This is a genomic window from Agrococcus sp. SGAir0287, from assembly GCF_005484985.1.
Classification (GTDB): domain Bacteria; phylum Actinomycetota; class Actinomycetes; order Actinomycetales; family Microbacteriaceae; genus Agrococcus.
Genome location: NZ_CP027942.1, coordinates 2065898 through 2079394 on the forward strand (window position 1 = coordinate 2065898; position 13497 = coordinate 2079394).

Annotated in this window: 17 protein-coding genes; 3 read left to right on the top strand and 14 right to left on the bottom strand. The window is 71.4% G+C overall.

Translation table 11 applies throughout. The features are described 5' to 3' along the window. Positions 1–7: 7 nt before the first annotated feature. The 13 genes from C1N71_RS09800 to prmC form a co-directional block, all read right to left on the bottom strand. Positions 8–721 (bottom strand): YaaA family protein, encoded by a 714-nt coding sequence (locus tag C1N71_RS09800; protein ID WP_137756225.1) that lies wholly within the window; start codon positions 719–721, stop codon positions 8–10. Then, entirely contained in the window at positions 718–975 is a 258-nt protein-coding gene (locus C1N71_RS09805) for a F0F1 ATP synthase subunit epsilon (RefSeq protein ID WP_137756226.1), read from the bottom strand. Before C1N71_RS09805 ends, C1N71_RS09800 begins: the two co-directional genes overlap by 4 nt. Next, positions 975–2429, bottom strand: coding sequence for a F0F1 ATP synthase subunit beta (gene atpD, locus C1N71_RS09810; RefSeq protein WP_137756227.1), 1455 nt, complete (start codon positions 2427–2429; stop codon positions 975–977). The genes C1N71_RS09805 and atpD overlap by 1 nt, the downstream gene beginning before the upstream one ends. A 21-nt stretch (positions 2430–2450) precedes the next feature. After that, positions 2451–3350 (bottom strand): F0F1 ATP synthase subunit gamma, encoded by a 900-nt coding sequence (locus C1N71_RS09815; RefSeq protein ID WP_137756228.1) that lies wholly within the window; start codon positions 3348–3350, stop codon positions 2451–2453. A gap of 5 nt (positions 3351–3355) precedes the next feature. Further along, positions 3356–4993, bottom strand: coding sequence for a F0F1 ATP synthase subunit alpha (gene atpA, locus C1N71_RS09820; RefSeq protein ID WP_137756229.1), 1638 nt, complete (start codon positions 4991–4993; stop codon positions 3356–3358). 18 nt (positions 4994–5011) lie between these two features. Further along, positions 5012–5794, bottom strand: a complete 783-nt coding sequence (locus C1N71_RS09825) for a F0F1 ATP synthase subunit delta (RefSeq protein ID WP_137756230.1) — start codon at positions 5792–5794, stop codon at positions 5012–5014. Continuing rightward, a complete protein-coding gene (locus tag C1N71_RS09830; protein WP_217495986.1) occupies positions 5791–6348 on the bottom strand; it encodes a F0F1 ATP synthase subunit B in 558 nt (185 codons plus the stop codon). The genes C1N71_RS09825 and C1N71_RS09830 overlap by 4 nt, the downstream gene beginning before the upstream one ends. A gap of 40 nt (positions 6349–6388) precedes the next feature. After that, a complete protein-coding gene (gene atpE, locus C1N71_RS09835) occupies positions 6389–6613 on the bottom strand; it encodes an ATP synthase F0 subunit C (protein ID WP_092502204.1) in 225 nt (74 codons plus the stop codon). 52 nt (positions 6614–6665) lie between these two features. Further along, positions 6666–7403, bottom strand: a complete 738-nt coding sequence (atpB, locus tag C1N71_RS09840; RefSeq protein ID WP_254677971.1) for a F0F1 ATP synthase subunit A — start codon at positions 7401–7403, stop codon at positions 6666–6668. Between the two features lie 274 nt (positions 7404–7677). Continuing rightward, a complete protein-coding gene (locus C1N71_RS09845; protein WP_137756232.1) occupies positions 7678–8130 on the bottom strand; it encodes a hypothetical protein in 453 nt (150 codons plus the stop codon). After that, positions 8127–9320, bottom strand: a complete 1194-nt coding sequence (locus C1N71_RS09850) for an MraY family glycosyltransferase (RefSeq protein WP_137756233.1) — start codon at positions 9318–9320, stop codon at positions 8127–8129. The genes C1N71_RS09845 and C1N71_RS09850 overlap by 4 nt, the downstream gene beginning before the upstream one ends. Then, on the bottom strand, positions 9317–9994 hold the full coding sequence (locus C1N71_RS09855) for an L-threonylcarbamoyladenylate synthase (protein ID WP_137756234.1): 678 nt from the start codon (positions 9992–9994) through the stop codon (positions 9317–9319). Before C1N71_RS09855 ends, C1N71_RS09850 begins: the two co-directional genes overlap by 4 nt. 50 nt (positions 9995–10044) lie before the next feature. Then, the gene (gene prmC, locus C1N71_RS09860; protein ID WP_137756235.1) at positions 10045–10929 is read right to left on the bottom strand and encodes a peptide chain release factor N(5)-glutamine methyltransferase; all 885 of its coding nucleotides are present in this window, start codon (positions 10927–10929) and stop codon (positions 10045–10047) included. Positions 10930–10998: 69 nt separating this feature from the next. Here prmC and cysK point away from each other — a divergent pair, with 69 nt between their 5' ends. After that, the gene (gene cysK / locus C1N71_RS09865; protein ID WP_137756236.1) at positions 10999–11928 is read left to right on the top strand and encodes a cysteine synthase A; all 930 of its coding nucleotides are present in this window, start codon (positions 10999–11001) and stop codon (positions 11926–11928) included. Then, positions 11928–12464 (top strand): serine O-acetyltransferase EpsC, encoded by a 537-nt coding sequence (gene epsC / locus C1N71_RS09870; protein WP_137757297.1) that lies wholly within the window; start codon positions 11928–11930, stop codon positions 12462–12464. The genes cysK and epsC overlap by 1 nt, the downstream gene beginning before the upstream one ends. A 12-nt stretch (positions 12465–12476) precedes the next feature. Here the strand turns inward: epsC and C1N71_RS09875 are convergent, their stop codons facing one another. Next, positions 12477–12944: an AAA family ATPase gene (locus tag C1N71_RS09875; RefSeq protein ID WP_137756237.1), complete on the bottom strand. Its 468-nt coding sequence runs from the start codon at positions 12942–12944 to the stop codon at positions 12477–12479. 46 nt (positions 12945–12990) lie between these two features. Here C1N71_RS09875 and C1N71_RS09880 point away from each other — a divergent pair, with 46 nt between their 5' ends. After that, positions 12991–13458 carry a hypothetical protein gene (locus C1N71_RS09880; RefSeq protein ID WP_137756238.1) on the top strand — a complete coding sequence of 156 codons (468 nt, stop codon included), beginning with the start codon at positions 12991–12993 and terminating at the stop codon, positions 13456–13458. Positions 13459–13497 lie beyond the last annotated feature (39 nt).

The window sequence follows — 13497 nt, forward strand, 5'->3', positions numbered from 1 at the left end:
AATCTCGTCAGCGCAGGCCCGAAGCAGTCGCCGTGAGCTCCAGGCGCGCGTCGTCGACCAGACGCAGCCGGATGCCCGCGTCCCGCGCCCACGAGGCGAGACCCGCCGCGTCGACCGCTGCGACGACGTCGACGGCCATGCGCCGCACGAGCGCGCCCTTGGCGTGCTTGTTCCAGTGGTTCAGGGCCGCGCCGTCCTCCCCCACGACGTCGACGGCGATCGCTCCGGGCACGGGTGCGACGTCGACGTACGCCTTCGACCGCAGGTCGACGACCGTCCGACCACCGAGCACCGCGCCCGCATCCGCCCACGCACCGCGGAGCGCGCCCCTCAGGTCGCTCGACGAGCAGCGGTACGACGGGATGCGGTCGCACGCGGCCACGAACCCCCACAGCGCCGAGCCGACGAGCACGTGCTCGTCGACCCACGCGCGCGCGGACGCGTCGAGCGATGCCGCCTCGAGCGCGTCGTACAGGACGCCCTCGTAGCGCTCGATCGCCGGCATCGTCGGCGACGTCCGCAGCGCGCGGTCGTCGTCGATCCAGCGCTGCCGCGCGGGCGTCGGTGCGGGCGGCGCGGCGAGCGCCTTCGCGATCGTCGCGTCGAGCACGCGCTCGCGGATGGCGGTCAGCGGCGGGAACGCCAGTGCGCCGAGGTCCAGCGAGGACCCCGGCGCACCGCCCGCCGCCTTCGTCTCCGAAGGGGGCAGGATGACGATCACGCGAGCTGCGCGTGCCTGGCGACGATCTCCACCCGGTCGTGGTCGACCGACAGGAAGCCCTCGGCCGCCTCGACGGCGATGACGCTGCCGTCGACGGGCGTGACGCGGACCTGGCCGGAGCCGAGGACCGCGAGCACGGGCTCGTGCCCCGCGAGGATGCCGATCTCGCCCTCGACGGTGCGAGCGATGACCTGGCTCGCCTCGCCGGACCACACCTCGGCCTCGGCGGAGACGATGCTGACGGCGAGTGCCATCAGCCGTTCTCCTTCTGGATCTGCGCCCACTTCTCCTCGACGTCGGTGATGGGGCCGACGTTGAAGAAGGCCTGCTCGGCGACGTGGTCGAACTCGCCCTTGGCGATCGCGTCGAACGACTCGATCGTGTCCTTGAGCGGCACGGTGGAGCCCTCGACGCCCGTGAACTTCTTCGCCATGTACGTGTTCTGCGAGAGGAACTGCTGGATGCGGCGTGCACGCGACACGACGATCTTGTCCTCCTCGGAGAGCTCGTCGACGCCGAGGATCGCGATGATCTCCTGCAGCTCCTTGTTCTTCTGCAGGATCTGCTTCACGGTCGTGGCGACGCGGTAGTGGTCCTCGCCGAGGTAGCGGGGGTCCATGATGCGCGAGGTCGACGTGAGCGGGTCGATGGCCGGGTAGAGGCCCTTCGACGCGATCTCGCGGCTCAGCTCCGTCGTCGCGTCGAGGTGCGCGAACGTCGTGGCCGGGGCCGGGTCGGTGTAATCGTCGGCGGGGACGTAGATCGCCTGCAGCGACGTGATGGAGTGACCGCGCGTCGAGGTGATGCGCTCCTGCAGGAGGCCCATCTCGTCGGCGAGGTTCGGCTGGTAGCCCACGGCCGAGGGCATGCGGCCCAGCAGCGTGGAGACCTCGGAGCCGGCCTGCGTGAAGCGGAAGATGTTGTCGATGAAGAGCAGCACGTCCTGCTTCTGCACGTCGCGGAAGTACTCCGCCATCGTGAGCGCCGAGAGCGCGACGCGCAGACGCGTCCCCGGGGGCTCATCCATCTGGCCGAAGACGAGGGCCGTCTTGTCGAAGACGCCCGCCTCCTCCATCTCGTGGATGAGGTCGTTGCCCTCACGCGTGCGCTCGCCGACGCCGGCGAACACCGAGACGCCGCCGTGGTCCTGCGCGACGCGCTGGATCATCTCCTGGATGAGGACGGTCTTGCCGACGCCGGCACCGCCGAACAGGCCGATCTTGCCACCCTGCACGTACGGCGTGAGGAGGTCGATCGACTTGATGCCGGTCTCGAACAGCTGCGTCTTCGACTCGAGCTGGTCGAACGCGGGCGCCTTGCGGTGGATCGGCCAGCGCTCGCTCACCTCGAGGGTCTCGCCCTCGGCGAGGTTGAGCGGCTCGCCGATGACGTTGAAGACCTTGCCCTTGGTGACGTCGCCGACGGGCACCGTGATGGCCTCGCCGGTGTCGCGCACCTCCTGGCCGCGGACGAGGCCGTCCGTCGGCTTGAGCGCGATGGCGCGCACGAGGTCGTCGCCGAGGTGCTGCGCGACCTCGAGCGTGAGCGTCATCGTCTCGGTCCCCTCGCCGAACGACACCTCGGTCGTCAGCGCGTTGTACACGGGCGGGATGGCGTCGTGCGGGAACTCGATGTCGACGACCGGGCCCGTGACGCGGGCGATGCGGCCGACGGCTGCCTGCGTGGCGGCTGCTTCCGTGATGGTCATTTCTGGCATGCCTTTCGTGGCTTACTTCGCCGAGGAGAGGGCGTCCGCGCCGCCCACGATCTCGGAGATCTGCTGCGTGATCTCTGCCTGACGCGCGTTGTTGCGGAGGCGCGTGTAGTCGGTGATGAGCTTGTCCGCGTTGTCGGATGCCGACTTCATCGCCTTCTGCGTCGCGGCCTGCTTGGCGGCGGCCGACTGCAGCAGCGCGTTGAAGATGCGGCTCTCGACGTAGACGGGCAGGAGTGCGTCGAGCACGCGGCCCGGCTCCGGCTCGAACTCGTAGAGCGGGAAGTGCTCGCCGTCGCTCGCGTCCTCGGCCGCGTCGACGATCTCGAGGGGCAGCAGACGCACGGTCTGCGGCTCCTGCGTCATCATGCTGACGAAGCGGTTGTAGACGACGTGGATCTCGTCGACGCCGCCGTTCGCCGAGCCCTTGACGTAGGACTCGATGACGGCGTCGGCGATCTCGTTGGCGAGGTCGGCCGTGGGCGTCTCGGTCGCGCCGGTCCAGTCGCGCACCGACGGGCGGCGGCGGAACTGGAAGTACTGCACGGCCTTGCGACCGACCAGGTAGTGGTCGACCTCCTTGCCCTGCGCCTCGAGCTGCGCACGCAGCTCGCCGGCCTCCCGCAGGATCTGCGAGTTGAACGCGCCCGCGAGGCCGCGGTCGCTCGTGAGGACCACGATCGCGCTGCGGCGGATCTCGTCGCGCTCGAGCGTGAGGTCGTGGACCTCGTTCGAGTACGTCGCGACCGCGCTCACGGCACGCGTGATGGCGCGTGCGTACGGCGAGGAGGCCTCGACCCGCGCCAGCGCCTTCTGGATGCGCGACGCGGCGATGAGCTCCATCGCCTTCGTGATCTTCTTGGTCGTCTGCGCAGACTTGATCTTCTGCGTGTACTCCCTGAGCTGGGCTCCCATGAGGCTTAGCGCTTGCCCTTCACGATCTGCGCCTGGTTCACGTCGTCGAGCGGCATCTCGTCGACCTGCTCCGTGCCCGGAGCGTCGATCGCGTGGCCGTCGCCGCGCTGGAAGCCGGCGCGGAAGGCGTCGACCTCGCGCTCGAGGGTGGCGAGGGTCTCGTCGTCGAGGACGTTCGTCTCGCGCAGCGTGTCGAGCACCGACGTGTTGCGGCGCAGGTGGTCGAGCAGCTCCGCCTCGAAGCGCAGCACGTCCTCGACGGGCACCTCGTCCATCTTGCCGTTCGTGCCGGCCCAGATCGAGACGACCTGGTCCTCGACCGGGTAGGGCGAGTACTGCGGCTGCTTCAGCAGCTCGGTGAGGCGAGCGCCTCGCGCGAGCTGACGACGCGACGCGGCGTCGAGGTCGGATGCGAACATCGCGAACGCCTCGAGCGAGCGGTACTGGGCGAGCTCGAGCTTGAGCGTGCCGGAGACCTTCTTGATCGACTTGACCTGCGCGTCGCCACCGACGCGCGAGACCGAGATGCCGACGTCGACCGCAGGACGCTGGTTGGCGTTGAAGAGGTCGGACTGCAGGAAGATCTGGCCGTCGGTGATCGAGATCACGTTGGTCGGGATGTACGCCGAAACGTCGTTGGCCTTCGTCTCGATGATGGGCAGACCCGTCATCGAGCCGGCGCCGAGCTCGTCGGAGAGCTTGGCGCAACGCTCCAGCAGGCGGGAGTGCAGGTAGAAGACGTCGCCCGGGTAGGCCTCGCGGCCCGGCGGACGGCGCAGCAGCAGCGACACGGCGCGGTAGGCCTCGGCCTGCTTCGACAGGTCGTCGAAGATGATGAGGACGTGCTTGCCCTCGTACATCCAGTGCTGGCCGATGGCCGAGCCCGTGTACGGCGCGAGGTACTTGAAGCCGGCGGGGTCGGAGGCGGGAGCGGCGACGATCGTCGTGTACTCCATGGCGCCGGCCTCCTCGAGCGCACCCTTCACGGAGGCGATCGTCGAGCCCTTCTGGCCGATGGCGACGTAGATGCAGCGGACCTGCTTGGTCGGGTCGCCCGACTCCCAGTTGGCGCGCTGGTTGATGATCGTGTCGATCGCGATCGCCGTCTTGCCCGTCTGGCGGTCGCCGATGATGAGCTGTCGCTGACCGCGACCGATCGGGATCATGGCGTCGATCGCCTTGATGCCCGTCTGCATCGGCTCGTGCACCGACTTGCGCTGCATGACGCCCGCGGCCTGGAGCTCGAGGGCGCGGCGGCCGACCGTCTCGATCTCGCCGAGGCCGTCGATCGGGTTGCCGAGCGGGTCGACGACGCGGCCGAGGTAGCCCTCGCCGACGCCGACGGAGAGGACCTCGCCCGTGCGGGTCACCTCCATGCCCTCCTCGATGCCGCCGAACTCGCCGAGCACGACGACGCCGATCTCGGTCTCGTCGAGGTTCTGGGCGAGGCCGAGCGTGCCGTCCGCGAAGCGGACGAGCTCGTTGGCCATGACGCCCGGAAGGCCCTCGACGTGGGCGATGCCGTCGGCGGCGTCGGTGACGCGACCGACCTCGCTCGTCGACGACGCCTTGGCCTCGTACGAGGCCACGAAGTCGCTCAGCGCACCCTTGATGTCATCGGGGCTGATGGTGATCTCTGCCATTGCTTCTCCTCGTGTGACCTAGGCCAGCCGCAGCCGGAGGTCGGTGAACTTCGCGCGGATCGTGCCGTCGATGACGTCGTCCGCGACCGCGACCCGGAGGCCGCCGATGATCGTGGGGTCGACGACCTGCTGGACCTGCAGGCGTCGTCCGTAGCGCTGCGCGAGGCTCGCCTCGAGCCTGCGCAGCTGGGTCTCGGGCAGCGGGACGGCCGTCGTGACCGTCGCGATGCCGGCGCCGGCCGCGTCGGCGACCGTCTCGGCCGCCTGCCGCAGCAGCGCGCCGATCCGGCGGCCGCGGGGGCTGCGCACGAGGTGGTCGAGGATCACGAGCGTCGACTCGGAGGCACGACCGGCGAGCAGGCGCTCGACGACGCGGGCCTTGTCGTCCGCCTCGCCCAGCAGGCCGCCGAGCGCGAGCTCGAGGTCGGCGTCGCCCGCGACGATGCCCTCGAACTGGTGGATCTCCGACGCGACGTCGGCGTCGCTCGCGATGGCCGCGAGCCGGATGCCGGCGTCCTCGAGGCCCGCGAGCAGGTCCTGCCCCGACGACCAGCGCTGCGCGACCGCGACGCCGAGCAGGCGGCGCGCGTCGGCGCCGAGCGCGCCGAAGACGCGCTCGACGATGGCCTGACGATCGGCTGCCGCGCCGTTGGCGTCGACGAGCGCCGCGAGCAGCTGGGGCGTGCGCTCGATCGCGCGCGCCGCCTGCAGGAGCTCGCGGGCGTGCGCGACGCCGGCGCCCGACGACGCCTGCACGGCGTTCGTCAGGGCGCCGAGCGCCTCACGCGTGGCGGACCTCACCGGCGACCAGCCCCCTCGGCCTCGAGGTCCGCGAGGAAGCGGTCCACGATGCCGGCGGCGCGCTGCTCGTCGAGCGACTCGCCGACGACCTTCTCCGAGAGGTCGAGCGCGAGCACGCCGACCTCCTGGCGCAGCGACTGCACGGCGGCCTGACGCTCCGCCTCGATCTGCGCACGGGCGGTGGCGCCGACGCGGTCGGCCTCCTCCTGCGCGGCGGCCTTGAGCTCCGCGAGGATCTCGGCGCCCTCGGCGCGCGCCTTCTCGCGGATCTGCGCCGCCTCCGCACGAGCCTCGGCGAGGATCGCGGCGTTCTCCTCGAGCGATGCCTGCGCCTTCGCCTCGGCCGCCTCGGCGCGCTCGAGGGCACCCTCGATCGCGTCGCGGCGCTCGTCGAGCGCCTTGTTCAACTTGGGCACGAGCCACAGGAAGAACGCGAGGACGATCGCGAAGACGACCGCGCTCCAGACGATGTCGTAGATCGCCGGGATGAGCGGGTTGGGCGTGCTGCCCTCGCCGTGCTCATCCGCCATCACGACGGGGAATGCGAGCTGCATCCCTGACTCCTTTGCTTGGAGACCGCTAGGCGGTCGGCGATCAGGCCGGGGCGGTGAAGGGGATGAAGCCCGTCGCGATGGCGATGAACGCCAGGGCCTCGGTGAATGCGATGCCGAGGAACATGAGGCCCGTCAGGCGGCCCTGGAGCTCGGGCTGGCGAGCGACCGACTCGATCGTCTTGCCGACGATGATGCCCACGCCGATGGCCGAGCCGATCGAGGCGAGGCCGAATGCGATCGGGGCGAGGTAGCCGACGATGTTCATTGGTGCGGTTCCTTTCTGGGGGTTGCTGTACGACCCGTGACGGATCGGACGATCAGTGCTCGTCCGCCAGCGCGAGCTGGATGTAGACGGCAGCGAGGTAGGTGAAGACGTACGCCTGGAGGACGGCCACGAGGATCTCGAACAGCGTGAACGCGAGACCGAAGGCCAGCGTGCCGACGCCGAGGAGCCCGAGGAAGTCGCCGTAGGCGAGCATCGAGAGGAAGAAGAAGTGCGTGGCCGCGAAGCAGAGCACGAGCAGCAGGTGGCCGGCGACCATGTTCATGAGGAGTCGCAGGGCGAGCGTCACCGGACGGAGCACGAACGTCGAGAGGAACTCGATCGGCGTCACGATGATGTAGATCGGGATCGGCACGCCCGAGGGGAAGAGCGAGTTCTTGAGGAACGCGCCCGGGTGCTTCTTGAGGCCCGCGTAGATGAAGAGCACGTACGCGACGAGCGCGAGCACGAGCGGCATGCCGATCACGGAGGTGCCGGCGATGTTCAGGCCGGGGATGATGCCCGTGATGTTCATGGCGAGGATGCCGAAGAACATCGCCATGAGCACCGGCATGAAGCGGCGGCCGTCCTGCTCGCCGAGCGTGTCGATGATGACGTTCTTGCGCACGAAGCCGAGGATGAACTCGGCACCGGCCTGGAAGCGCGTCGGCACGATCCGCATGTTGCGCACCGCGAGCCACAGGATGAGCATCATCACCGCGACCGCGAGGAAGCGGATGAGCATGATGCGGTTGAGGCCGAAGATCGGCTCCTCGGCGCCCGTGAGGCCCACGGCCGTCGGGTCCGTGAGGAGGAAGACCTCGGGGAAGAACTCCGTCAGGCTCGGCGGGTGGAACGGCTCGGGCTCGGGAGCGGCGGCGGAAATGGCCAGCAGGGGAAGCGCGCTCAGCGGGGTCTCCGTCGGTCACGGCGCGTCACGGCGCCATAGGTCGTCGTCGTACAGATCCGAGCCTGGATCGGCCCCCTCCGCCATCGCGGCCACGAGGGCGCGGAGCATGGAGGACCAACCTGGGGGATCACTGGAGAGCCTAGCAGACGAGCGCGCCTCAGCGGCGAGCGGGACGGCCCTGCGTCTCCTCCTCGGCGGGCTCGTCGACCGTGGGCTGCCGCGAGCGGCCGATCACGAGCACGTCGACGACGAGCGAGCCGAGCACGGCGGCCAGCATCGTGCCGAACACGACGCCACCACTGAGCCACGACTGGCCTTGCAGCGCGAGCATGATGACGAGGAAGAGGATGAACTTCAGCAGCATCCCGCCGAGCAGGACGCCGAAGAACCCGGCGTGCAGCAGCTCGCCGCGGGAGACCTTGAAGCCGACGATCACGGAGACGGCCGTGAGCGAGAGGAAGGCGATCGCGATGACGGTGCCGACGAGGGCGCTGACGACGCCCGTCCACCCAGCGACCACGAATCCCACGATCCCGCCGACGAGCGCGACGCCGAGGGCCAGCAGCCCGCCGTACGCGAGCACACGGCGCATGACGTCCTGGATGGTCATCGTCGCTCTCCTGCCTCGACCGTGTCCCGGCTCCCCCTGCGATCCCGACGCTCCGCCGCGCGACGCCTCGCGAGGCGCAGCGCGGAGTGCCAGAGCCGCCGGCTCACCGGCAGCGCGGTGAGGATCGCGCAGACGAGGAAGCCCACGGCGATGATACCGGTCGCGACCCACTCGTCGAGGAAGAGGAAGAGGAGGCACCCCACCGACACGACGACGGTCCACGAGTAGAAGATGAGGACGGCGCCCAGGTGGGTGTGGCCCATGTCCAGCAGACGATGGTGGAGGTGCTTGCGGTCGGCGGCGAACGGGCTCTGCCCGTTGAGCAGTCGGCGGACGACGGCGAGCACGAAGTCGAGCAGCGGCAGCGCGAGGATCGCGAAGGGCAGCAGCACGGGGATGAAGGCCGGGAGGATCTGCGAGCGCCCGCCGAGCACCGTGAGGTCGATCTGGCCCGTGACGGAGATGGCGGCCGTGGCGGTGAGGAGGCCGACCATGAGCGCGCCCGCATCGCCCATGAACATCTTCGCCTTGTGCCAGTTGAGCGGCAGGAACCCGACGCACGCGCCCACGACGATGGCGGTGATGACGCTCGCGACCGAGAAGTACGCCTCCTGCTGGCCGAGCGACCGGCTGATGATCCAGATGTAGGCGAAGAAGGCCGCGGAGCCGATGATCGTCGTGCCGGCCACGAGTGCGTCGAGCCCGTCGATGAAGTTCACGGCGTTCATGACGAGCACGATCGTGATGACGGTGAGCACGATCGACATCTGCGACGAGCCGACGGCGATGCCGCCGAACGGGTTCGGCGTGCTCGTGAGGCGCACGACGAAGAACGCCACGACGCCGGCCGCGACGAGCTGCGCGCCGAGCTTCACCATCCAGTCGAGGTCGAGCAGGTCGTCGAGCACGCCCACCGTCACGATGAACCCCGTGGCGCACAGCAGCGCGATCATCTTGTGCGGCTCGGCGTAGGCCGCCTGGAGCTGGGGCACGAAGGCGCCGACGGTGAGCGCGGCGACGACGCCGCCGAACATCGCGACGCCGCCGAGCCGCGGGGTCGGCGTCGCGTGCACGTCGCGCTCGCGCACGGGCGGATGGATGCCGTGCGCGAGGGCGAACCGCAGCGTCGCGAGGCTCACGAGCCACGTGACGACGGCTGCGACGAGCGCGATCGCGACGAACAGGATCATGGGGCGAGCGCCTCGCCCACGACCTCGGCGATGCGCTCGCGCGACAGCACGCCCTGCCGCACGATGCGGATGCGCTCCCCCGTCGCGTCGACGATCGTCGACCCGTTCTGCGCGCGGCCGTCGGTCTCGTGGGGCTCGTAGCCCTCGCCGACCTCGCCGCCGTCGAGGACGACGGCGACCGACTCGGCGAGCGCCTCGGCGGGCGCAGCCGCGGTCGTGGAGGCCGGCTCGCCGTGGCGGTTGGCGCTCGAGACGGCGAGCGGCCCGGTCTCGGCGAGCAGCCCGAGCGCGACGTCGTTCGCGGGCATCCGCAGCGCGACCGTGCCCTTCGTCTCGCCGAGGTCCCACGACAGGCTCGGCTGCGCGCGCACGATGATCGTGAGCGGCCCGGGCCAGAACGCCTCGGCGAGCGCCGTGACGTCGCTCGAGACCTGCTCGGCGAGCGCGGTGAGCGTCGCGAGGTCCGGCACGAGCACGGGCGGGGGCGACTGCCGGTCGCGGCCCTTCGCGGCGAGCAGCGCCGCGACGGCCTCGGGGCTGAACGCGTCGGCGGCGATGCCGTAGACGGTGTCCGTCGGCATGATCACGAGACCGCCCTCGCGCAGCGCCTGCCTCGCGGCGCGCACGCCAGCGAGGAGGGATGCGGGCACGCTGCAGTCGAAGGTCTCGGGCACGCACCCATCGTACGGTCGCGCTGCTCCCCGGGGCGCGGGCGGACGTCGACTCAGCGCCGCGCGGTCGTGACGCGATCGCGACCGGTGAGGTCGGGGTGCGTCGTCGCCTCGTGCCAGCCGGCGGCCGCGAGCACGGCGCGCACGGCGCCGCCCTGCTCCTCGCCGTGCTCGAGCGCGATGCCTCCGCCGTCGCGCACCATCCGCGCGCCGACGCTCGCGAGCGCCCGGACGACGTCGAGGCCGTCGTCGCCCGAGTAGAGCGCGAGGGCGGGATCGTGCAGGCGCACCTCCGCGTCGCGGGGCACCGCGGCCGTCGGCACGTAGGGCGGATTGGACACGAGCACGTCGACGGCGCCCACGACGGCGGGCAGCAGCGCGTCGAGCTCGGCGACGTCGCCCTGCACGAGCTCGATGGCGGGCGCGAGCGCGGCGACGTTGCGCCGCGTCCACGCGATCGCGTCGTCCGAGAGCTCGACGGCGAGCACGCGAGCGTCCGTCCGCTCCGTCGCGATCGCGATCGCCACGGCGCCCGAGCCTGCGCAGGCGTCGACGACGATCGGGGCGCGACCGGCCGCATCCGCCATCGCGAGCGCGTGGTCGACGAGCACCTCGGTCTCCGGGCGCGGCGTGAAGACGCCCGGGCCGACGGCGAGGGTCGCGTGTCGGAAATGGGCCTCGCCCGTGAGGTGCTGCAGCGGCTCGCGCTCGCCGCGGCGCGCGACGAGCGCGCCGAGCGTCCTGGCGTCCTCCTCCTCGAGGTCGGCGCCGAGGAGCATCCGCATGCGCAGGTCGCCGAGGGTCGTGCCCAGCACGTGCGCGGCGAGGACCTCGGCGTCCGGACCCTCGACGCCGACGCGCGCGAGGGCGTCGCGTGCGGCGGTCACGGTCGCGCGGAGGTCGGGCACCTCGGCACCGTACCCTGGGGCCGCTCCCATCCGTGCACGCGGGCGGTCGCGAACGGCTAGCATCATCACGACTGCTTCTCCCCCGTGAAAGGCCCACCTATGGCTCGCATCTACGACGACGTGACCGAGACGATCGGCGGCACGCCCCTCGTGCGCCTCCAGCGCGTGAACGACACGCACGCGACGATCCTCGGCAAGCTCGAGTACTTCAACCCGGGCGCCAGCGTGAAGGACCGCATCGGCAAGGCGATCATCGACGCGGCCGAGGCCTCGGGCGAGCTGCAGCCCGGCGGGACGATCGTCGAGGGCACGAGCGGCAACACGGGCATCGCGCTCGCGCTCGTCGGCGCCGCTCGCGGCTACCGCGTCATCCTCTCGATGCCCGAGACCATGTCGGTCGAGCGGCGCGCCGTGCTCAAGGCGCTCGGCGCGGAGCTCGTGCTCACGCCCGGCTCCGAGGGCATGCGCGGCGCCGTCGAGCGCGCGAGCCAGATCGTCGCCGAGACGCCCGGCGCGATCCTCGCCCGCCAGTTCGACAACCCCGCGAACCCCACGGTGCACCGCGAGACCACCGCCGAGGAGATCTGGGCGGACACCGACGGCGAGGTCGACATCTTCGTCGCCGGCATCGGCACGGGCGGCACCATCACGGGTGCGGGCGCGCGACTCAAGGAGCTGAAGCCCGACGTGCACGTCGTCGCCGTCGAGCCCATCGACTCGCCGCTGCTGACGCAGGGCACCGCCGGCCCGCACAAGATCCAGGGCATCGGCGCGAACTTCGTGCCCTCGATCCTCGATCGTGACGCGTACGACGAGGTCGTCGACGTCGCCCTCGACGATGCCGTGCGCGTCGCGCGCGACCTCTCGGCGAAGGAGGGCATCTTCTCCGGCATCTCGACGGGCGCGATCGTGTGGGCCGCGCTCGAGGTCGCCCGCCGTCCCGAGAACGCGGGCAAGACCGTCGTCGCCATCGTCTGCGACACGGGCGAGCGCTACCTCTCCAACCCGATCTACGCCGACCTGGCCTGATCGCGGTGCTGGGGATCCGCGAGGACGTCCGGAACGCGCAGCTGCGCGATCCGGCGGCTCGCGGCGCCCTGGAGGTGTGGCTGACCTACTCGACGCTGCACGCCGTCTGGGCCCACCGATGGCACCACTGGCTCTGGCGGCACGGGCTGCGCTTCGCGGCCCGTGCCGGCAGCCAGTGGATGCGCTTCGTCACGGGCGTCGAGATCCACCCCGGCGCGACGATCGGCAGACGGCTGCTCATCGACCACGGCATGGGCGTCGTCATCGGCGAGACGGCGGTCGTCGGCGACGACTGCCTCATCTACCACCAGGTGACGCTCGGCGGCACGGGCCGCGGCACGGGCAGGCGCCACCCGACGATCGGCGATCGGGTCACGATCGGCGCCGGTGCGAAGGTGCTCGGCCCCATCCGGCTGGGCGACGACGTCAAGGTCGGCGCGAACGCGGTCGTCGTGCGCGACGCCCCAGCGGGCGTGACGCTCGTCGGCATCCCCGCGTCGGTCGCGCGGTCGGGCTCGATCGAGTACCAGATCTGACGCGTCGGTCCGTCAGCCGGTGACGACGATGCGGGCCCGCTCGTCGGGATGCGGCGGCTCGATGGACGCCACGTACGCCTCGAGCGCGGCGCGGTCGAGCGTGCGAGCGTTCGGGTCGCGGCGCCCGACGCGTTCCTGCATGCGCGCCCAGAGCACCTCGATCGGCGCCGTCAGCGCGACGAGGTCGACGCTCGCGCCGGCGGCCTCGGCGGCGGCGCGCCAGGCGTCGCGCACGGCCCGCGTCGTCAGCGACAGATCGACGACGACCGGGCGACCGGCTGCGACCGCATCGACCATGCGGCGCTGCAGCCCCACCTCGAGCCGCTCGAGCACCGGGCGCGGCGCGAAGCCGTCGCGGTAGCCGGCATCCCACTCCGCCTCGTCCATCGACAGCCGCACGGCGCCCGCCGCCTCGAGCGCCCTCGCCATCGTGGTCTTGCCCACGGCCGTCGGGCCGCTGAGCAGGGTGACGAGCGGCATGCGGCGAGCCTATGCGTCACGCGGTCCGCTGCGGGATGCTGGACTCGTGCGCGTCGTGCTCGATCTCGTCCTCGACTGCGACGTCGATCGCGCCTGGGACCTCCTCCACGCGCCTGCCGCGATGCGCTTCGCGATGGCGCCGGTGCTCGAGCCCGTGCCCGCGTCCGGCACGTGGCCAGACCGCTGGCCGCAGGCGACGCCCGTCGCGCTCGACACGCGGATGCTCGGCCTCCCCTCCGGTCGCATGACGGTGGAGCTGCACGACGAGCTGCGCGGCGACGTGCGCATCGTGCACGATCGCGGCGGCCCGCAGTCGGGTCCGCTCGCCGCCCTCACGACCTGGCGGCACCGCATGGCCGTGTCGCCGCTGCCGGACGGCCGCAGCCGCTTCCGCGACCGCCTCGACGTGGGCGGCGCGGCGGCGCCCGCGATGTGGCCCACGCTGTGGGCGCTGTGGCAATGGCGCGGCCACCGGCTGCAGGTGCTCGCGCGCCGGCAGCCTCCCGCTCCCTGAGGTGCGAGCCCGAAGGGCGAGCCTCGAAGGGTACCCCGC